At 28.5% G+C, this 20,316-nt stretch carries 23 protein-coding genes, 8 pseudogenes and 1 riboswitch; of the genes and pseudogenes, 2 read left to right on the top strand and 29 right to left on the bottom strand.

Annotation, left to right across the window (positions count from 1 at the left end):
* Positions 1-281: 281 nt before the first annotated feature.
* From PL321_RS15615 to PL321_RS15470, 29 genes and pseudogenes are all read right to left on the bottom strand, one after another.
* On the bottom strand, positions 282-503 hold the full coding sequence (locus PL321_RS15615; protein ID WP_273962625.1) for a hypothetical protein: 222 nt from the start codon (positions 501-503) through the stop codon (positions 282-284).
* A 367-nt stretch (positions 504-870) separates the two neighbouring features.
* A complete protein-coding gene (locus PL321_RS15610) occupies positions 871-1,374 on the bottom strand; it encodes a hypothetical protein (protein WP_273962624.1) in 504 nt (167 codons plus the stop codon).
* A 522-nt stretch (positions 1,375-1,896) separates the two neighbouring features.
* Positions 1,897-2,253, bottom strand: coding sequence for a hypothetical protein (locus tag PL321_RS15605; protein ID WP_273962623.1), 357 nt, complete (start codon positions 2,251-2,253; stop codon positions 1,897-1,899).
* Positions 2,219-2,428 (bottom strand): hypothetical protein, encoded by a 210-nt coding sequence (locus PL321_RS15600; protein ID WP_273962622.1) that lies wholly within the window; start codon positions 2,426-2,428, stop codon positions 2,219-2,221. The genes PL321_RS15605 and PL321_RS15600 overlap by 35 nt, the downstream gene beginning before the upstream one ends.
* Before the next feature lie 4 nt (positions 2,429-2,432).
* Positions 2,433-2,804 carry a DUF2344 domain-containing protein gene (locus PL321_RS15595; protein WP_273962621.1) on the bottom strand — a complete coding sequence of 124 codons (372 nt, stop codon included), beginning with the start codon at positions 2,802-2,804 and terminating at the stop codon, positions 2,433-2,435.
* Entirely contained in the window at positions 2,771-3,121 is a 351-nt protein-coding gene (locus tag PL321_RS15590) for a TIGR03936 family radical SAM-associated protein (RefSeq protein ID WP_273962620.1), read from the bottom strand. The genes PL321_RS15595 and PL321_RS15590 overlap by 34 nt, the downstream gene beginning before the upstream one ends.
* Positions 3,114-4,947, bottom strand: a pseudogene (locus PL321_RS15585) (TIGR03960 family B12-binding radical SAM protein). Before PL321_RS15585 ends, PL321_RS15590 begins: the two are co-directional and overlap by 8 nt.
* 781 nt (positions 4,948-5,728) lie before the next feature.
* Positions 5,729-6,049 carry a murein hydrolase activator EnvC family protein gene (locus PL321_RS15580; protein WP_273962619.1) on the bottom strand — a complete coding sequence of 107 codons (321 nt, stop codon included), beginning with the start codon at positions 6,047-6,049 and terminating at the stop codon, positions 5,729-5,731.
* Positions 6,024-6,380, bottom strand: a complete 357-nt coding sequence (locus PL321_RS15575) for a hypothetical protein (RefSeq protein WP_273962618.1) — start codon at positions 6,378-6,380, stop codon at positions 6,024-6,026. Before PL321_RS15575 ends, PL321_RS15580 begins: the two co-directional genes overlap by 26 nt.
* A gap of 23 nt (positions 6,381-6,403) precedes the next feature.
* Positions 6,404-7,128: pseudogene (locus PL321_RS15570) on the bottom strand (FtsW/RodA/SpoVE family cell cycle protein).
* A 5-nt stretch (positions 7,129-7,133) separates the two neighbouring features.
* Positions 7,134-7,514, bottom strand: coding sequence for an FtsW/RodA/SpoVE family cell cycle protein (locus PL321_RS15565; RefSeq protein WP_273962617.1), 381 nt, complete (start codon positions 7,512-7,514; stop codon positions 7,134-7,136).
* A gap of 115 nt (positions 7,515-7,629) precedes the next feature.
* Positions 7,630-7,887 (bottom strand): annotated as a pseudogene (gene minE, locus PL321_RS15560) (cell division topological specificity factor MinE); the annotation flags it as partial.
* A 25-nt stretch (positions 7,888-7,912) separates the two neighbouring features.
* Positions 7,913-8,709: pseudogene (minD, locus tag PL321_RS15555) on the bottom strand (septum site-determining protein MinD).
* An 18-nt stretch (positions 8,710-8,727) separates the two neighbouring features.
* A complete protein-coding gene (gene minC / locus PL321_RS15550; RefSeq protein WP_273962616.1) occupies positions 8,728-9,201 on the bottom strand; it encodes a septum site-determining protein MinC in 474 nt (157 codons plus the stop codon).
* A 513-nt stretch (positions 9,202-9,714) separates the two neighbouring features.
* Positions 9,715-10,056, bottom strand: a complete 342-nt coding sequence (locus tag PL321_RS15545) for a penicillin-binding transpeptidase domain-containing protein (protein ID WP_337961193.1) — start codon at positions 10,054-10,056, stop codon at positions 9,715-9,717.
* A 294-nt stretch (positions 10,057-10,350) separates the two neighbouring features.
* Positions 10,351-10,629, bottom strand: coding sequence for a penicillin-binding transpeptidase domain-containing protein (locus PL321_RS15540; protein ID WP_443110668.1), 279 nt, complete (start codon positions 10,627-10,629; stop codon positions 10,351-10,353).
* A gap of 41 nt (positions 10,630-10,670) precedes the next feature.
* The gene (locus PL321_RS15535; RefSeq protein ID WP_273962615.1) at positions 10,671-11,474 is read right to left on the bottom strand and encodes a penicillin-binding transpeptidase domain-containing protein; all 804 of its coding nucleotides are present in this window, start codon (positions 11,472-11,474) and stop codon (positions 10,671-10,673) included.
* Complete coding sequence (locus PL321_RS15530; protein ID WP_273962614.1) at positions 11,471-11,950, bottom strand: hypothetical protein; 480 nt, start codon at positions 11,948-11,950, stop codon at positions 11,471-11,473. Before PL321_RS15530 ends, PL321_RS15535 begins: the two co-directional genes overlap by 4 nt.
* A gap of 88 nt (positions 11,951-12,038) precedes the next feature.
* Complete coding sequence (gene mreD / locus PL321_RS15525; RefSeq protein ID WP_273962613.1) at positions 12,039-12,545, bottom strand: rod shape-determining protein MreD; 507 nt, start codon at positions 12,543-12,545, stop codon at positions 12,039-12,041.
* Positions 12,546-12,558: 13 nt separating this feature from the next.
* Positions 12,559-12,903 (bottom strand): rod shape-determining protein MreC, encoded by a 345-nt coding sequence (locus tag PL321_RS15520; protein ID WP_337961192.1) that lies wholly within the window; start codon positions 12,901-12,903, stop codon positions 12,559-12,561.
* Positions 12,904-12,914: 11 nt separating this feature from the next.
* The gene (locus tag PL321_RS15515) at positions 12,915-13,064 is read right to left on the bottom strand and encodes a hypothetical protein (RefSeq protein ID WP_273962611.1); all 150 of its coding nucleotides are present in this window, start codon (positions 13,062-13,064) and stop codon (positions 12,915-12,917) included.
* 336 nt (positions 13,065-13,400) lie between these two features.
* Positions 13,401-14,431 (bottom strand): annotated as a pseudogene (locus PL321_RS15510) (rod shape-determining protein).
* A gap of 27 nt (positions 14,432-14,458) precedes the next feature.
* Positions 14,459-15,139, bottom strand: a pseudogene (gene radC / locus PL321_RS15505) (RadC family protein).
* 13 nt (positions 15,140-15,152) lie between these two features.
* The gene (locus PL321_RS15500) at positions 15,153-15,719 is read right to left on the bottom strand and encodes a nucleoside triphosphate pyrophosphatase (protein ID WP_273962610.1); all 567 of its coding nucleotides are present in this window, start codon (positions 15,717-15,719) and stop codon (positions 15,153-15,155) included.
* A gap of 5 nt (positions 15,720-15,724) precedes the next feature.
* Positions 15,725-15,982, bottom strand: a complete 258-nt coding sequence (locus tag PL321_RS15495) for a DUF4321 domain-containing protein (protein ID WP_273962609.1) — start codon at positions 15,980-15,982, stop codon at positions 15,725-15,727.
* A 109-nt stretch (positions 15,983-16,091) separates the two neighbouring features.
* Positions 16,092-16,769 carry an SPOR domain-containing protein gene (locus PL321_RS15490; RefSeq protein WP_273962608.1) on the bottom strand — a complete coding sequence of 226 codons (678 nt, stop codon included), beginning with the start codon at positions 16,767-16,769 and terminating at the stop codon, positions 16,092-16,094.
* Positions 16,770-16,873: 104 nt separating this feature from the next.
* Positions 16,874-17,426: pseudogene (locus PL321_RS20365) on the bottom strand (C40 family peptidase).
* Positions 17,427-17,477: 51 nt separating this feature from the next.
* Positions 17,478-17,602: riboswitch (cyclic di-AMP (ydaO/yuaA leader) on the bottom strand.
* A gap of 43 nt (positions 17,603-17,645) precedes the next feature.
* Positions 17,646-18,284: pseudogene (locus PL321_RS15475) on the bottom strand (lactate utilization protein).
* Between the two features lies 1 nt (position 18,285).
* Positions 18,286-18,747: a GNAT family N-acetyltransferase gene (locus PL321_RS15470; protein ID WP_273964616.1), complete on the bottom strand. Its 462-nt coding sequence runs from the start codon at positions 18,745-18,747 to the stop codon at positions 18,286-18,288.
* 412 nt (positions 18,748-19,159) lie between these two features.
* Between PL321_RS15470 and PL321_RS21720 the strand changes: the two genes are divergently transcribed.
* The gene (locus PL321_RS21720) at positions 19,160-19,321 is read left to right on the top strand and encodes a transposase family protein (RefSeq protein WP_443110716.1); all 162 of its coding nucleotides are present in this window, start codon (positions 19,160-19,162) and stop codon (positions 19,319-19,321) included.
* Complete coding sequence (locus tag PL321_RS15460) at positions 19,294-20,232, top strand: ISL3 family transposase (RefSeq protein ID WP_337961026.1); 939 nt, start codon at positions 19,294-19,296, stop codon at positions 20,230-20,232. Before PL321_RS21720 ends, PL321_RS15460 begins: the two co-directional genes overlap by 28 nt.
* Positions 20,233-20,316: the final 84 nt, after the last annotated feature.

The raw sequence follows: 20,316 nt of genomic DNA, 5'->3' as shown, positions 1-20,316 counted from the left end.
TAATCTCTTTTTGTTTAAATATATCTATATTAACTAATTGTTTTTTGTATCTTCTTTATTCACAATAATTTTTTCAATGTCTGTTTCTAATGTTTCATCAATTAAATTTTCATAAAATCCATTATTTTTATGTATTATAGATGATTGCAGAATGTAAAAATTAAAATTGTGGATAACTTTTTGGATTTTACTAAAAAATCACAAAAAAAGAACATGCCAAAAACCTTTGATAAAAAGGCATGCGAAGCATAAATACAAATTTTGGATTGTGGATATGTGGATTAAGCAGGTATTTTAAGAAGTTTTGATATACTTCTTAAATATTCAGGTTTATTTATGGCGTAAGCCAATATTACATTTATAAGTTTAGATATAGCAGTCAAATATAAGTCAGCACGCATTGTATAGGTATTAACAGTTTTAGGTTGCTGTATACAAGGGTTTGATTTTAAAGATGCTATTTCTCTCTCAATACAACAACGTATTGAATAAGTTTTTCCCATTCCACAGAGTTCCTTATAATACCAGGATAAAGTCTAAAATTTTTATCAGGATAAACATAGGTCATACGACCACTTTTGCTATCAGTACATGGATTTTCACATGTATGATAAGGTTTACCATTTTTATCACGATGTGATTTAGGGCAAGTAAACTTATATCTTAAACTTCTATTTTTGCCTTTACAAGAACCATCAAATTTAAAAGGTTCTTGTGTTAAAGAGCATATAGGAATACCTTCGGTATTATATTCAAGTTCTCCAATTTTTGTATTGGATTGGCTACGAGGATTAAGTGGGATAAGAACTTTTTCAAATTCTAAATGTTTAAATAATCCAAAGTTATCATAACTATCAAATTCTGAATCACCTAAAAAAGTTTTAAATTTAAAATTTGAATATTTTTTAAGTTATTCAAAAATGGTACAATTACTGGTTTCAATGAAGCATTATCATAAAAATATTTTTGTTCTTCAGGAGTAGAGAATTCTTTTTCTACAGATTTATAAAAGTCTTCTTCGAAGAATTTTATGCTTAAAGGTATACCCCAACCATTAGTTAATAATCCAAATTTATAGAAGTAACCAAAATGTCCATTTACGAAATCAAGTCGTATATTTGGGTTAGCTTGAGAATACTTAGGCATGTTTTTATATGCGGCAGCATAGGGATTAAAGTTCTTGTCATTAATAATTTTTGAATATGCTTTTTGCTTATTTATTTCACTTGCAAGTGTTTTAGGATTATTTTCTTTTACACGAGGCTTTAATCCAGATGTATCATATATCAAAATTGAGTTTAAATTTTTATATGGGGAATCAGCAGGAAGAAGATTATTAATATCTTCACATATATCAATAACTTTAGGAACCATAGAATTAAATAAATCTGCGATATCACTTTCAAAAGTAGTTTTAAATCTACTGAAAAAGATTCATCAGGTATAGATTTATAGAAACCACAAAATTCTCTAATTTCAGTAGAAAATACAAGAAATAGATTTAACAACGCAGTTGTAGGTATATGAAATATTTGCATAATTAGCAAAGATGATAATATAGAAGAAAGCTCATATTCACGATTTCTTCCTAAATCTGAATAGTAATGTTCTTTAAAAGAATTAGGGATAAATGTATTAATATCAAAATTATCAGCAAGCAATTTAATAAACCCTACGGGTTGTTTAGTAACCATATTTTTAAATTCAGATACTTGCTCAAAAAGTTAAGTTGCTTAATTTTGCTAATACAAAACATGCTATTCTCCTCCTCTGTGGATAGTTTTAAAGGTTGTTATAATTTAATAATGCCACAGTGGAGGAAAATATAAAAGCCTTATGGCTAAAAAATAGTAAAATCAATGGTTGCAGAATTCTGCAACCGACTATTTTTATGTATTAAAAAGGAGGTTTTATATATTTATATTTATATAACATTTCATCTGCTATTTTTGATAATTTAAAATATTCTTCCTCTATGTATTTTATATCCTCTACTTTAGTATTAGTTCTTACAATATACCCATATTTACCATCAAATGTATTAATCATTTCTAAATTAAAATTTTTATTTTTATTTGATATAGTTATTTCTTTATTATTTATGTTTAGAATAATGTATCTTCCCTTTAATTGTATTTTATCTTTAACTCTTGGACCTTTATTCTCTCTTGCTTCTCTGCTTACTTGAACAATAATATTTTCATTTAAACTATATTTATTAGAAAAAGAGGCAATATAGCCTCCTTTTTTCACCTATATCTACAAATGCTACCTTCATCTTTTGTGAAATGCCTTTTATTTTACCAACATATATATTATCACAAATATCCTCATCATTTTTATTTTCAATATATACCTTATACACATTATTTTCTTCCAACAATAAAGCTCTGTTTTGTATATAATTATCATCTATAAGTAGCCTCATCTAATCACATCCTGCCAAAGAATTCATCAAGAGGTATTAATTTATCGTTTATTTTTGTATACATTTCAGTTCTTTTAATTACAGCTACTCCAACACTATCTGATTCCTTCAATATATCTACAATTACATCAGGACTAAGACTTCCTGAATTTGAAGTTAAAACTACACACTCTAATATTATATAGTTCTCCTGAATATCTTTTGTATTTAAATCAAAAATCATATCTCTAATATTTACTGTCTTTTCTCCAGACTTTGTTTTTTTAATTTTAAGTATTTCTTTAGAGTTTAAAATATAGTTTATAGCTTCTTCTATTTTTTCTTTATCTGTATAATTTATTTTTATTTCATATTTTGATGCATAGGTAGCTGCCATACAAGTAGGCATTTTTTATTTATTGGTATAACCTTCAAAACCTCCATACCAATTGGTAAATTAACATTAAGTTTTTCTATTATTTCCTTTGCTTTTAAAATAGAATCAAATTCAATATCTATATATTCAGCCAAACTTTCAACTCCAACCGAAAGAGGAGAAGCAAATGAAATACTTGGATGAGGATTAAACCCCTTTGAATAAGTCAAAGGCAATCCTGCTCTTCTAATAGCTCTATGAAGAGTTCTCATTGTATCAAGATGAGAAATATATTTTGTATTTCCGATCTTCTTTAGCTTAAATACGTATCTATTCATTAAAACATTTACCACCTTTCAAAAGTTTAGTAATACCGCAACCTGTACAACCTTGTCTGCAATCTGGTGTTAATATTCCTTTTTCTGCCTTTTTATATTCACTTATTAAGTACTCCTTACTTACTCCAACGTCAATAAAGTCCCAAGGCAACACTTCATCTAAACTTCTTTCTCTTGTTGCGTAAAAATGTGGATCTACACCACATTCTTCAAAGGCCTTCATCCATTTTTCATAATTAAAAAATTCTTGCCATCCATCAAACTTGCATCCTAACTCCCAAGCTTTAATAAGAACATTTGTTAATCTTCTATCTCCTCTTGAAAATACACCCTCTAAAAAACTAATCGGTGTTTCGTGCCAATTATATGTTATAAATCGGCTTTTTATTTTTTCCTTTAGTAACCTTTGCTTTCTGTAAAGTTCGTCCATTGTATTTTGGCCAAACCATTGGAATGGTGTAAAGGGCTTTGGTACAAAAGAGGAAGTACTTACAGTCACATTTAATCCCTTTTGGCGTTTGTCTTTTGGAACTTTAAAGTACTCATCTACCACTTTATAAGCTAAATCTGCAATACCCTCAACATCTTCATCCTCTTCAAAGGGAAGACCTATCATAAAATATAATTTTATATTGTTCCAGCCTAATTCAAAGGCACTTCTTACTGATTTTATTAAATCATCCTCAGTAACACCCTTATTTATTACATCCCTCATTTTTGTGTCCCAGCTTCGGGTGCAAAGGTTAATCCAGTTTTTCTTACCTTTTGTATTTCATTTATTAAGTTAACAGAAAATGAATCTATTCTTAATGATGGCAATGATATACCAACATTACTCTCTTTGTATTTTTCTATTAGCTTATTTACTAAATTTTGAATGTCAGAATAGTCACAAATACTTAACGACGTTAAAGAAATTTCATCATAACCTGTTGCTTTAATAAGTTTATCTGCTAATTCCATCAACCTATCTGTCTTTTTTCTCTTATAGGTCTATAAATCATACCAGCTTGACAAAATCTACATCCTCTTGTGCATCCCCTAAAAGTTTCAAGCATAATTCTATCGTGTACAACTTCTGTAAGAGGAACAATCATTTTTTCTGGATAGTATGAACTATTTAAGTTTCTTACTATTCTCTTTCTAATCTTAGTTTTATACCCCTCTTTTTAGGAAGCATTCTTTTTATAGTTCCATCATTATTGTAATCTATATCATATAATGATGGAACATATATTCCCTCTATTTCACTTACCTTTTCAAGGAATTCTTGTCTTTTACCATTTGTTTTTTCCATTCTGAATATAAATCTAAAACTTCATTTAATACTTCTTCTCCCTCACCAAGTATAAAAAATCCGCAATGTCTGCTAAAGGTTCTGGATTATATGCACATGGACCTCCAAAAACAACAAAAGGATGATTATTTCTATCCTTTGAATACAAAGGAATATTAGCTAAATTTAACATATTAATAATATTTGTATAACTCATTTCATATTGTAATGTAAAACCAACAAAATCAAATTCAATAAGTGGGTCCTTTGTCTCTAATGAAAATAGAGGTATGTTATTCTCCCTCATTAGTCTTTCCATATCTGGCCAAGGAGCAAAGGTTCTTTCACAATAGCAGTCTTCTCTTTCATTTAGTAGATGATATAAAATCTTTAATCCAAGATGTGACATACCAACTTCATAAACATCAGGAAAGCAAAATGCAAATCTTATCTTACCTACTTTATCTTTAATCACTGCATTTACTTCATTTCCAACATAACGTGCTGGCTTTTGTACTTTTAATAATATTTCTTCATTTAGTTGTATCATCAAAAACTCCTCCTAGTTTTTTATTATTTCTTCAAAAGTTATATTACCATAACTTAAAAAGGAATTGATTATATCATATTCCGTAACTTTACCTATAACCCTTGAATTTTCAAATACATATATTACATAATAATTATTAAAACAAAAAGTTTTAATAATATCAAGAACTTTATTTGAACCTTGAACGCCCTTTAATTTAACTTTTATTATTTTTCTACATTTAACAAATCTATTTTTAGCATATATATCCTTTAATATATTAATTACAATATTATTATAGTCAATTATTGAATTAATAATAATTACAATTCCAACAAAAATATAAAAATATAATTTATCTTGTTTATATTAAAAATTGAAATTAAAAGTAAGAAAAACGCAAATATTAAGCTGCAAACATCTACAATTATATAAGATTTATAAAAACCCAAATAATATTTTAATAGCATTCTTAGTATTCTGCCACCATCTGAATAATTGAAGGGAATTATGTTGAATACAAATAATACAATATTAATTCTAAACAAATCTGGTGTTAAAATAATATAATAAAATAATATTGCAAAAGCAAGATTTGTTAAAGGGCCAACTAAGGATATAAATATATCATAAAAAGGATTTATTATTTCCTCTTTAAAATTTATATTAAATCCTATCCACTTAAACTTAATACTTTCAATCTCATATCCAAATAAAACTGAACATAGAATATGGGCTATTTCGTGTACAAAGTAAAATAAAAAATAAAAAACATAATTCTAACATAAGCCATCTTCAACCTCTATTTAGTGCTCAAATACTTTATAGGATCAACATAGCTATCCGAATACATTAATTCGAAATGAAAGGATTTATTTTTTTCTTTATCTACCTTTCCAATAATCTCACCTTTTTTAATCTCTTCTCCAACTTCTTTATTTATTTCAATTAGGTTGTAATAAATAGTTTTGTAATTGTCTATATGCTTTACTGTCACTACTATACCATTTTCTTTTGTATTTTCAACCTTTTCTATAACCCCATCAAATACACAAAGTATATTGTCAGTATCTTTTATTTCAATGTCTACTCCGTTATTAAAAAGCTTTTTTAGTATTCGCATCTATATATTCTCCAAAGGATTTACTAATCTGACCCTCTATCGGCATAAACTCAAGTTTAAAAGATTTCTTTTCATTAATACTAAATTTATTAGAAAAAACGTTTATAAAATTATTTTTAGTAGCAATATTTTTTATACTTAAAGTATAATCTTTTCTATAGAATTTTTCTAATTTGAATAAGGCTGTATTACCATTATATATATATGTTATTTTTACAGTAAACATAGAAATAAAAATTACAGCTACTACTGCTAATCTTTTGGTAAATCCCTCCAGATACTTATTATTCTTTCTTTTATATCCAAACCTATTGTTATAATATTGATTCATTATAAACACCTCCTTTTAATCTACTATATATTTATTTTTAGTAAATAAAAAATGCATGCAAAAGCATGCACTTTAAAAATTAATTTTTTTCTTCTCATACTAACGTTTAATATAAGCCCTATTGCAATAACATTAGTTAAAAGGGAAGTTCCTCCATAGCTCATAAAAGGAAGTGGTATACCAGTTATTGGCATCAAGCCTATATCCATACCAATATTTTGAAATATTTGAAAAGCTATCATAGTAACTATTCCGATAACAATATATTGCCCAAACTTGTCCTTTGCAACCTTTGATATTTTAATAGCTTTATATAAAATATTAAGATAAAGAATTAAAAGAATAACTGAACCTAAAAATCCCCAATTCTCTGCAAAAACTGCAAATATAAAATCAGTATGTGCTTCAGGTATAAATTTCCCTGAAGATAGTTGAGTGTTGCCGTGAATAATATCTGCAAATGATGACTTTGGGAAAAACTTACCTGATGCAATAGCAAGCTTTGCCATAGATGCGTTATACCCAGCCCCTAATCTATCTAACTCGGGATTTAAAAAACAAGTATTCTATGTTTTTGGTATGTCTTTATAATATTTAAATTCCAAGCTATAGGCAATAGCACAGCAAGAATAGACAGAGGAATATAAATAAACTTCAAATCTAATCCAGCTACAAACAATATTCCAAGAACTATAACTGCAATTATCATATTAGTTCCTAAGTCAGGCTGCAACTGTATCAAACCCATTGGTATTAATACAAAAATTGCAACTTTTTTAATACATCAAATTTATTAACATTCTCAACTTCCTCTAAAATTTTAGATAGACCAATTATTATTGAAAGCTTTGCAAACTCAGATGGCTGTATACCAAAAGGTCCAACACCAAGCCACGCCTTAGCTCCATTTACCTCCCTACCAAACAACAAAACTGCTACTATCATTAAATTTGTTACAACATAAATTATTTTATAGTAGGAACCAATTGTAGTGTAATCTATTAATATAACAAAAGCAAATACAAAAAGTGATATGAAAAAAATTATAGTCTGTGCGATTGTATTTCGAAAGTTTCCTGTTTCTAAAGCATTATTAGCAAAAAGATAGTTGAAATACCCAAAAGCATATAACAATCATACTAATAAATATACTCCAATCAAAATATCTAAATAATTTTTTATTTATATTAATCATACTACACCTCCTTAACTACTATATTATAAAACAAAAAGAAGATAAGAAAACATCTTATCTTCCAAAGTCCTTCATTTTCTTTATGGGTATATTTGCAACAAGTGCTGGAGATGAAGTTCCCTGTTCACCTGCTCTTGTAAGCTTTATCTCTAAACCTGTTTCATCAATTTCAGCATAGTCTGAAATTACTCTAATAATATCTCCCTTCACCATTTCCAAAAACTGTGGTGAAACATTTGCTCTATCGTGTATAAGTATTAACTTAAGTCTTTCCTTCGCTACATCCTTTGAAGGAGTTTCTTTACTAAAAACTTAAATAAATCCATAGCAACACCCCTTACTTCTTAAAGAATATCTTCTTGATTGATGCAAAAAGACCAGTTGGTTCTTCATCTAAATCTAAGAATGGAACTTCTTCTCCCATTATTCTTCTTGCAACATTTCTATATGCTTTACCTGCCTTAGAATTTTCGTCTGTAACTGCTGGTTCACCTCTATTTGTAGAAATTACTATTTTTTCATCCTCTGGTATTATTCCAAGCAACTTAATTGCCAATATGTCTGTCATATCATCAATATTTAACATTTCACCCTTCTTAGTCATTTCATACTTTATTCTATTTATTATAAGCTGATGATCCTCTAAACCCTTAGCCTCAAGCTTTCCAATTATTCTATCTGCATCTCTAACAGCTGATACTTCTGGAGTTGTAACAACTATTGCTCTATCTGCACCAGCAACTGCATTTTCAAATCCATGCTCAATTCCTGCAGGACAGTCTATTATAATATAATCAAACTCCTTTTTAAATCATCAATTAGCTTTTGCATTTGCTCTGGTGTAACAGCAGTTTTATCCTTTGTTTGTGCTGTAGGCAACAAAAATAAATTATCATATCTTTTGTCTTTAATAAGTGCTTGTTTCAATCTACAAACACCCTCTACTACATCTACTAAGTTATAAACAATTCTATTTTCTAATCCTAAATGCAAATCCAAATTTCTTAAACCAGTATCTGCATCAACTACAACAACTTTATTGCCAAGCATTGCAAGTGCTGTCCCAATATTAGCTGTTGTTGTTGTTTTACCAACGCCACCTTTTCCTGATGTTACTACTATAGCCACTCCCATTATTTAATCCCTCCATCATCATATAAATTTATATGGTTCTATAACAATAAAATTATCCTTTACCTTAGCTACTTCAGGCACTTTAGGCTTTATTTTTTCATCTGGTGCTCTCGATGTTATATCTGCAATTTTTAATAGAGATGGCTGTAACATATATGCTGCTACAATTGCTTTTCTATTCCCATTAGCACCAGCGTGTACAACCCCTCTTAAGGCACCTAAAATAACAATATTGCCATTTGCAATTATCTCTGCACCTGAGTTAACATCTCCAATAACAACTACATTACCTTGACAATAAATTCTTTGACCTGATCTTACTGTATTTCTTATGAATTTTGTTTTCCCTTCATATATACCTGAAAAAATCTTTTCAGTTTCTTCCTTTACCTTTATGTTTTCATAATATGCATTTATACTATATTTTTCTTTAAGTAGTTCTTGCATATATTTTAGAAAATCATCATCTAATAAATTTAGCTTGTCTACCAATTTTAAACTACTTCCCTTAAAAACTCCTTAGCATTGTCAAGTTTTTTATTATCTCTTCTTCTAAAACTTCTTTATTATTGCTGTTTAAATATAATATTAGACCTTCTTTTGTTCCCTTTATCACAATGCTACCCATTTTTACCTCCAAGGTCACTTAATTATATTATTCTATATAAAATTTAATATTCCTTCTAAAAAATTATTACACATTAATATTTTAACATACAAATTAATTTTGAAAAATACATTTTTGATAAGGAAATTTGTCTAAAAATTGTAGGGGAGACATTTTTTATGTCTCCCCTTTATTAACTATTAGCTATTGATTTAAATTAGACTGTTGTGTTGTTGTTTCATTATTTTGTTGCACTTTATTAAGTCCAAAATATTCATCATAAATATCCTTAACAACACCAGCACAGGAATATCCGTGTCCTGCATTAAAAACTAATGTTACTACAACTATTTGTGGATCATTTATTGGAGCAACCCCAACATATACTCCATTTGCAACTATTCCCTCTGCACTAATTTTTTTGCTTCATCAGAATTTAATGAATTAGCGATTTGTACTGTACCAGTCTTTCCACCAGTCGGAATAGGATAATTTCTAAAAACACTTGCTGCAGAACCTTCTTGATTAACTTTTTCCAAACCCTGCATTACTGCCTTGTATGTCTCGGGTTTTATTTCCACTCTATCTAAAACTTCAGGTTCTACTTTGTATTTAGAAGATCCATCAGGATTTAATATTTCTTTAACTAAGTGCAACCTATATCTGTTTCCACCATTTACAACAGTCATATAAAATTGTGCCAGCTGTAATGGAGTAAATGTATTTTCACCCTGACCTATAGATGCACTTAAAAGTGCACCTAAATTTTTAGATTCTGATAAAAATTCTTTATATACACTATTAATATATTTTTTTGATTTTCACTAAGTCCTGCTAATCTTGTATCATCTAAGTTCTCATTTAAAAACATTTCTCTTATATAAGCTAAAATTTTATCATCTTCTTTTATATTTAATCTATTTCTGATTTTATTTATATATTTTCCAATATATAATACTTTTCTTTTTCAACACTACTTGCTTGGCCAAATCGTTCTAATATCTCAATCCCTGTTGCAGTATTATCGCCTTCTCTTATGAAATTGTATTTTCTAACCCATTTATCAAATTTATCCCATCCCATTTTTGTGCAACTGCGTAATAAAAATAGTTACAGGAAACCTGTAATGCCTTTGCTACGTTTACTGGACCGTGAGTTGTATGTTTCTCATTCCATATCCAGCAATTCCCACTAAAGCCTGGTAATTCTCTGTACATACCTCTGTCTACTATTATTGTATTTGGTGTAATTATTCCTTCCTCCAGTGCAGCAATTGATGTTAGTAACTTAAAGGTTGATCCTGGAGGAACCAACGATTGAGTTGCATAGTTAAATGTTGGATTAGGAACAATATCTAATTTTTTACTTCATAATAATACTTCTGTGATTCAGTTAAGAAAGTTTGTGGAGCAAGAATTCGTAATCTTGTTTCTTCATCCTTAATAGTTCCAAACTCTGCAAATAGGTTAGGGTCAAAACTTGGCTTACTTACCAATGCAAGTACTTCTCCCGTTTTTACATCAACAACTACTACTGCACCTCTATTGGCATAGGGTCTTTTTGTACCATCAACTTTACCTTCCTGCAAATTTTTAAGTAATCTATCAAGTGATTCTTCTGCTACCTTCTGCAAATTATAATTTATAGTTGTAACAATTGAATCACCAGGAATGCCTTCTACTTCTCCAATCAATTTTAACTGATTACCAAACTTATCTACAGTAATATATTTTTCTTTAGGCTCACCTCTTAGCGATGCACCATATTCATTAGTAGTTATATTTTCAAATTTAGCTTCAAGCCCTATTGCTCCAATCCATTCATTGTTGATATCGTAACCAAGACTTTTAAATTTCTCAGAATTATTTTCACCCACTCTTGTTAAATGCCCTATTATATGAGAAGCAAAATCTCCATTTGGATAATATCTTAGAGGTTCCTCATTAAAAGTAACATTAGGAAGCTCCTCAGATTTCATTGCAATATAAAAAGCAGTTTTTCTTGAAACATTTTTAGCTATTACTACAGGTTTATACTTGAAAAACTTATTTTTATCTATTAGAATTCTTAGGGCTAATACATCTCTTGCTTCCTGCAATGTCATATTATCTATAAGTGTGTAGCTATCTCCTACTTTGTTTGCAATTTTAAACTTCACAAGTAGTTCATATAACGTTTTTTTGCATCAAAATCCAAAGGAATGTTATAGTCTTTTTTAAACCTCTCCTCCTTAGTTTTTAATAATTTTTGTCTTTTCTCCTCTATTTTCTTTATTTTTTCTTCTTCACTTGTTATATCTCTTAACTCTTCATCCTCCTCAGATATATATACCATAAAATTAAAATCTACCTTTTCATTTTCAACCTTTATGGGAATTGCGTCTAAAATCAATTTTTCGTAATCTGTAGTTTCATTCTTAAAAACTCTAATTGTTTTTAATAGTATTCTTGGGATATCTCTATCTGATACAACATTTCTATTATCAGTATAAACTATATTAAAGCTTTGAATATTTGTAGCTAATTTAATTCCCTCTCGTGTTAAAATTTCTCCTCTTTGTGGTCTTTCACTATAAACTCTACTAAAAACCGCTTCAGCCTGTTGACTATAATAATCTCCATTAATTATTTGCAAAAAGCCAGCCTTAATGCTAAAGTTAAAAACATCAAAATTAATACTATTGTAAATTGTTTAATTCTATTTTTTTCATTCAATCACCTACTTAAAACTTCCAATCCTTTTTTAACTTTTCTGAGGTAACTATACGTCTTATTCTGTTATAAACAAATAAAATCATTAAAACATTTAAAACCAGCTCTTTAACAAATAAAATTATTATATTTCCAAAACTAAAGCTTAGCATTCCTGTTGGATACATAAAACAAATGAAAATTAAAAATTTTATAATAGTAGCCAAACCTATAAATAATACTGGTATTATAATTGTATCTTTATATATTTTACCTTCAATTAGGTTTACAAAGTAAGATACTATCAAATAGGTCAATGTATTAATTCCAAATACATAAGGAAAAAAGGCATCTTTTAAAATGCCTATTGGTATTACAACAAATATTAACTCCATCTTATCAAGAAACATTGAAATACTAACTATATAAACTAATAATAAATCTACTTTAACTCCTAATATACTAAAATTCATAAATATAGTATTTTGTAAAATTAAGCATAATAAACCTAATAGTATAAAAGTTATACCTCGTTTCACAACTCTTTCCCCTTTATTTAACTAAAACTTGTACCTTTTTAATTTTGGTAAAATCAACAGCAGGTCTTATATAGGCTGTTTTAGATAAATTAATCTTTTCATACTCAATTTTTTCTATAAATCCAACAATAATACCACTTGGTACTAAAACATCTGGATTACTTGTTATATTACTTGTTATAACAATATTTCCTTCGACAGCCTTGGTTTCACTTGGTAAATAAGCCACTTTGCACAAAGTGCTATTGTTATTCTCAATTAAGAGTCCTTCTTCTGCTGTTTCATTAATTATAACAGGCAATTTTGAATTCTCATCTAAAATAGTCATCACTTTAGAAGTTGTATTATTTACTTCGATAATTTTACCTACTAATCCATCTGCTGCTCTAACATAGCAACCCTTTTAACGCCATCATTAATCCCTACATCTAATATTATAATATTAAACCAATTGTCACCAACCTTACCGATAACATTTGCAGATATATATTTAAAATTTTCATCATTTTTATACTGCAAAAGCTTATTAAGTTCAAGATTTTCTGACTTTATTTTTTCATAATCAACTATCTTTAATCTTAAGTCCTCTAACTTTGATTTTAACTCAATATTTTCCTTTCTTAATGTTGAAATCGAAGATACAAACGAAAAATATTATATATCCTTTGCCCCGCATTATAAATCTGTTTTTGTATAGGGGCTATAGCTGAATTTATAACCCCTTGCATAGCCCCCTCATTACTTTTATTATTTGCTGTAACTCCAATAAATACTGTTAATACAAGGCAAAGAACAAGTATTATAGTTAATAACCTGTTCTTTAAAAATCCATTTAGCTCCCTCTTTCTATATCACCTATTTTTGTGGGAAACCAAAGCCTTTATTCAATCCTAATTTATCAATATTGTCTAAAGCTTTACCTGCACCTATTGCAACACAGTCAAGTGGATTTTCGGCAATATGAACAGGCATATGTGTTTCCTTATTTATTAATTTATCTAATCCCTTTAACAGTGCTCCTCCACCAGTCAGCATAATACCCTTATCCATAATATCTGCTGCAAGTTCTGGTGGTGTCTTTTCAAGTGTTGATTTAATTGAATCTATAATTGCTGCAACAGGTTCCTTTATTGCCTCTCTAATTTCTTCTGAAGAGATTGTTATTACCTTTGGTAAACCAGAAATCAAATCACGTCCCTTTATATCCATTGTTGTTTCTTCTTCATCCGGGAAGGCTGATCCAATTTCCATTTTAATTTGCTCTGCAGTTCTTTCACCAATCATTAAATTGTATTCTTTCTTAATATATTGTACAATTGATTGATCTAATTCATCGCCTGCTATTCTTAATGACTTGCTTGTTACAATACCACCAAGTGAAATTACTGCTACCTCAGTAGTTCCACCACCAATATCTACAACCATACTTCCTGTTGGTTCACTAACTGGTAGCCCTGCACCTATTGCAGCTGCCATAGGCTCCTCCATTAAATAAACTTCCCTTGCACCGGCGTGTTTAGTTGCTTCTTCTATAGCTCTCTTTCAACTTCTGTTACACCTGATGGAAAGCAAACAACTATTCTTGGTTTAACAAAAGAACTATTATTTGTTACTTTTCTAATAAATTTATTTAACATTGTTTGAGTAACATCAAAATCAGCTATAACTCCATCTTTAAGAGGTCTTATTGCAACTATATTACCAGGAGTTCTTCCTATCATTTCCTTAGCTTCATCTCCAACAGCTAAGACCTGCTTTGTATTGTCATTTCTAATAGCAACCACTGATGGTTCCCTAAGAATTATGCCTTTTCCCTTTAAATATATTAAAGTATTTGCAGTTCCTAAATCAATTCCCATATCCTTTGAAATACTAAATAATCCCATATTTCCTACTCCTTTCGTGATGTCATATTATATTTTTTCTTTAAAGCTTAAATAATTCATATCTCCTACTATAATGTGATCTAAAACTTCAATTCCAATTATCTTACCTGCTTCAACCAACCGTTTTGTTATATTTATGTCTTCTTGACTTGGCGTTGTATCACCTGAAGGGTGATTATGACACAGTATGATTGAAGCAGAGCTTAATTTTATTGCTTCTAAAAACTTCTCTTGGATGCACTATAGATGAATTTAAGCTACCTATTGATATATCCTTTATTTGAATAACATAATTTTTGTGTTTAAAAATATAACCCTAAAATGTTCCTTTGTTAGAAACCTCATCTCGTCAACGATAAGTAGTGCAACATCTTCAGGAGAAGTTATTTTGACTCTATGACTATCTTTAAATGAATTTATTCTTCTACCTATTTCAACACAAGCTTTAATTTCACAAGCTTTAGCAAGTCCAATTCCTTTAATCTTACTAAGTTCATATACAGAACTTTTTGCAATAGAGGTAATACCACCGTAATTTGAAACTAAGCGTTTTGCTAAATCAAGAGCACTTTCTGATTTTGTTCCAGTACGTAATATTATTGCCAAAAGCTCTTGGTTTGATAAAACTTCTTCACCATACTTTAAAAGTCTTTCTCTTGGTCTTTCATTTAAGGGGATATCTTTGATTTTAATAGAATAACAGTTCATACCATCCTTCTCCTTAAAATAAATTTATCCCCATCCTATTTATTATATCATATAATTTATTTATAGGTAAGCCAACTACATTAAAATAACATCCCTCTATTTTTTCTACAAACAAACTCCCGAATCCCTGAATAGCGTATGCACCAGCTTTTCCAAAAGGTTCAGTAGTTGAAATATACTTCTTAATTTCATAATCACTCAATTCTTTAAAATATACATTTGTACAGGAATAATCAACTATGTAGTCGTTATTATAAAAAACACAAACGCCAGTATAAACCTGGTGTTCACTTCCACTTAATAACTTAAGCATATTATAGGCATCTTCTTCATCTGATGGTTTTCCAAGAACCTTTCCATCTTTATAGACAACTGTATCAGCTGCAATAATCAAAGCTTCTTCCTTAATTTTATCTTTAACATCTAAGGCCTTATTATAAGCAAAATTTTTAACAAGTTCAATAGGATTATTTAAATTTATTTCTTCTTTAAAATCAGATGGAATTACTTCAAATTGTAAGTTTAGGTTTTTTAAAATTTCAATTCTTCTTGGAGAAGATGATGCTAAAATTATTTTCATTTGTATCACCTAATTCTTTTTATTAAAATTATACCTAAAATTAATCCTATTATTGAAAATAAATTTAATTTTAAATTAAATCCTATAACTATATTAAAAAATATTAAATCTAAATTTATAGGCTTTTGAGTTCCTATAATCAATTCAGCGGTTAAAAAACTTAGCCCTTTAATTTGAGAGAAACCTTTATATATAGCTTCTCCTGCTAAAACACAAAGAAGAATTACCATAAACTTAAATAATTTTTCCTTTGTTTTACCCATATATTTCCCCTTTAAAATGTTGCCAAAAACAATAAATTTAATCACATCACAAATAAGTTTATCATTTAAAAATAGTAACTACAATACCTATCTGTTCATTAATAAAAATTTAATATTTAACTTGATCTATATTGAAAAAATTTATACTTTTTACTATATAATAAATAACTTTATCCTGTTTATTATTTTTTATTGCCTCTTGATAATTTATTAACAAATCACATACCTCTCTTATCTTCTTGTCATCTTTGTACTTATCGTAAAACTCCTTTAACATTTTATTAAATTGTTCTTGTGAAACTTGTCCATCTTTTAGTTGTATTTGTGCAATAATAAGATTATTCATATCATAATATTCCTTTTCATCAATTTTATTTTGTATATCAAATTCTTTAATTATTGAGCTAATACCTTTTTTATCGAGCTCTTCTTTTTTATTTTTTATAATATTTAAATCCACTGATACATCTGTAATAACTCTATAGGTATCATTATCTTTATAGTAGTGTCCATACACGTCTATTCTATTTAAATTATCTACCATAGACTTTGCATTAGTTTCATTAGTAAAAACTCCTATTTGTAATAGATAAATTTTGTTTTCTCTTTTAATTGAAATCATATCAACACTATCACTTTTAATATTTAATTTGGGTAATATTATAAATTGAGTCAGACACCACCCAACCAATATAGAAACCAAAGGTATTACTAAAACAAAATATATTATCCCTAATTCAAAGTTTGAAAAACCATTCTTCTTCAATTCCAATCTGGTGTATCTCATTTTATCCCCTCCTTTATTTCATTTAAATTATATTTAAGTAGTTCTAAAATTATTAATAATTTTAAATTAAAAATTTTTATAAAAAATAAAGCCCTTAATAGGCTTTATTTTATAATTCTAACAGCTCCTCTATATCTTGTATTATAATATCCTGAATCTAAAGACGATATAACTACCTTCTTCGCTGTTGATGAAGCGTGTATAAAATTTCCATCTCCTAAATAGATACCTACGTGGGATATACCCGGACTTACAGTCTCAAAAATACAAGGTCGCCTTTTCTAAGATTCTCCTTTGATATAGCTAATCCTACTCTTGCCTGTTGACTTGCTGTTCTTGGAATATTTACACCAATTTTTTATAAACATATTGTACAAAGCCAGAACAATCTAAGCCACTTATTGTTGTACCACCATATACATATCTTACTCCAAGTAGTGTTTTAGCTATATCTGCTACCTCGTCAATATTCCCTGTAGCTATCACTGAACCAGAGCCACGTGAATATATTTTGCCTCTTGACGTTGTTCTCTTTACTGTCTTTTTCTTTTTCGTTACACTAACCTTCTTATTTGTTTTCTTTTGTACAACTATTCTTTTGGTTTTGCTTGATGTCTTTGCAGCTTGTACATCAAGATTTGGAGTTGATATCAACATTAGCGTTAAAGCTAATGTTAAAGATATCATTTTCTTATTTAACATTTAAATACACCATCCCTTCTACGCCTCCGGAGTTAGCTGACGGGTTAGGGAGAAGGTATCCCTGCTCTTTAAAAGCTTCACCCCACTTAGTGGTTCCTCCGTACTCCTAAGAGATTCGGCAATTTTGATTTTAACATCAGAAATATTATACTATAAAAAGTTAAAACTTCAACATTAATACCCCAAATCTTCTTTAACAATTATTACCATTCCCCTACCCTTTACATTTTGCCTGTATGTAACTACATAATGATTACAAATCCTATCACTCGAGTTGCAATCTAAGCAATAACCAGTTTCACAACAAGGGGTTCTTCTGTTTAACCTTTTTGCATTAATTGGAGATGCGTAATTTCTAACTCTATTATATGCCTCATCTAAATCCTTAACAATTTTATTCTTTCCTGCGACAACTATCACCTTTTTAGGACCAAATATCATAGCAGCCACTCTATTTCCTGTACCATCTAAATTAACCAACTCTCCATTCTCAGTAATTGCATTACTGCTTGTAATGTAATAATCAGCAAAAAGTCTCTCTATATAAGTTGCCTATTTCATCACCTGTTAATCCTTCTTTATATCTATCTAACAGCACAATGTCCTTCTTCCTTAAGTCATCTAATATACCTGAATTTACTAATGTCATTGATCCACCAAAAGACACTTTACTCTTATCCTGAATCAACTCCAAAATCTTTTCCTTCATTTCCTCTACATTATTTACCACATATACCTCATAGTTATTTTTTCTAAAGCCTTCTTTGTTCTCTCAATTTTTTTATCATAATACCAGTTAGTATTATAATCCATATTATCCTCCCCTTCTTTTTGTATATATATATGAATTATATACCTCATCTTGATAATTTAATTTTCTATTAAAATTATAGCCATTTTCTTCCCAAAACTTGTCGCATTCACACTTATCATTAACAATCACATTAAATACCTTAACATTATATACACTGTGTAAATAATCTTCAAAATTTTTCAATATATTATTACCTTGTTTATCCTTTGTATAATTTTCTTTTATATAAAGTGCCATTAATAAGGATTCCAAATCATCCTTTACCTCTAACCTCCCCTTTAAAAAACCTATAAGCTCATCATTTATATATATACCACAGAAATATTCCATAGAATTTGCAAGTGTTTCTATATACCTTCTTTTAATATAATCAAAGTTTAAATTGTTATCTCTATATAAATTTTGCTTATAATTCAATTCTTTAATTAAATCATAAATATCACCTAAATCCTCCTTTTTTATTGATTTTATTGTTAACTCATCTTTTTTATTCTTATTGGTATCATAATATCACCTAAAAAATTTTATATATAATTTATTCTCTAAAAATATCGAAATTCCTTCTAACTTTTAATAAATATAATTTAATTACTATAACGAAATATTTCATATGCTAAGTTTATACAGTTTTTTTAAAGGTTCTATAATAAATGTTGGGGCGTAGACCCAGCATATTTTTTACAAAAAATATGTGCACCTGATTAGACACCTGGTAAAATTAAAATAACCAAACAAAAACCTTACCTGAAAGGAGGCATCCATCAAGTGCACACTAATAATTCTATCAAAAATTTATTAGGTTTTAAAGATGTTATTATAAAAAGATTATTCATAATGACACGTACATTGAGATATACTTAGAAACTAAGAAAAAATTTGTACTTGCCCTAATTGTAATTCCAAAGTTACAAGAGTTCACGATTATAGAATTCAGCGTATTAAAGACATACCCTTATTCTTTAAACATACTTTTATCATTCTTAAAAAACGTAGATATCGTTGTAATGCCTGCGGCAAAAATTTTATGAACATATAGAATTTTTACCTCGTTATCATAGAATAACTAATAGATTAGCTATGTTTGTAATTTATGAATTATCTAATGAATATAGTATGACATCAGTTGCTAGAAAAACTAATCTATCTATCGATACTATAAAACGTATTTTTGATAATGTATCTTACTCTTCTCCTACTAATTTACCTAAAATAATATCTATAGATGAATTTAAAGGTAACTCTGGTGGTTCTAAATATCATTGTGCAATAGTCGATCCTGTTAATCATAAAATACTAGACATTATTAAAGATAGAAAAGAGCATATTCTTATAGATTATTTTAGAAAAATTAAAAATCGCGATAGCGTTACACACTTTATTTGTGATATGTGGCAACCCTATATTGATTTAGCTAAAACTTATTTCAAAAATGCTGTAATTGTTATAGATAAATTTCACTATATTAGACAAGTCATATGGGCAGTAGAAGCGGTAAGAAAACGTATCCAAAGAGAACTATCAATTAAATTAAGAAAATACTTTAAAAGAAGTAAAAAGCTTATTTTAAAAAGATATGGCTTACTTGATACAGATTCAAAGTTAGCTTTACAAGTTATGTTTTCTTATAATAGTGAATTAGCAATTGCCCACACTTTAAAGGAAAAGTTATTGAGTATTATTGATGCTTCACCTTCTTCTAACGAAGCTCGTGTCCTCTTAAAAGATTGGATTAAACTTGCACAAAATAGTGGTATCAATGAATTGAAAAGATGTGCAAATACCTATATCAGATATTTTAATGAGATTTGTAATTCTTTTGATATTCCTTATACAAATGCTTGTATAGAAGGATTTAATAATAAAATCAAAGTTATTAAAAGAATAGCCTTCGGCTATAGAAATTTTGATAGATTCAGGAATAGAATTCTTCATTGTTGTAATAAATAATCTGTTAAATATTGTATTTTAGGAAATCCAACTATCGTTGGTCTTTTTGTCGTGCAATTTTTTAAGGGTAAACTCCCTCATCCT

It is taken from the genome of Caloramator sp. mosi_1 (assembly GCF_028622835.1).
Classification (GTDB): domain Bacteria; phylum Bacillota; class Clostridia; order Clostridiales; family Caloramatoraceae; genus Thermobrachium.
This window is presented reverse-complemented; position numbering and strand designations above follow the sequence as displayed.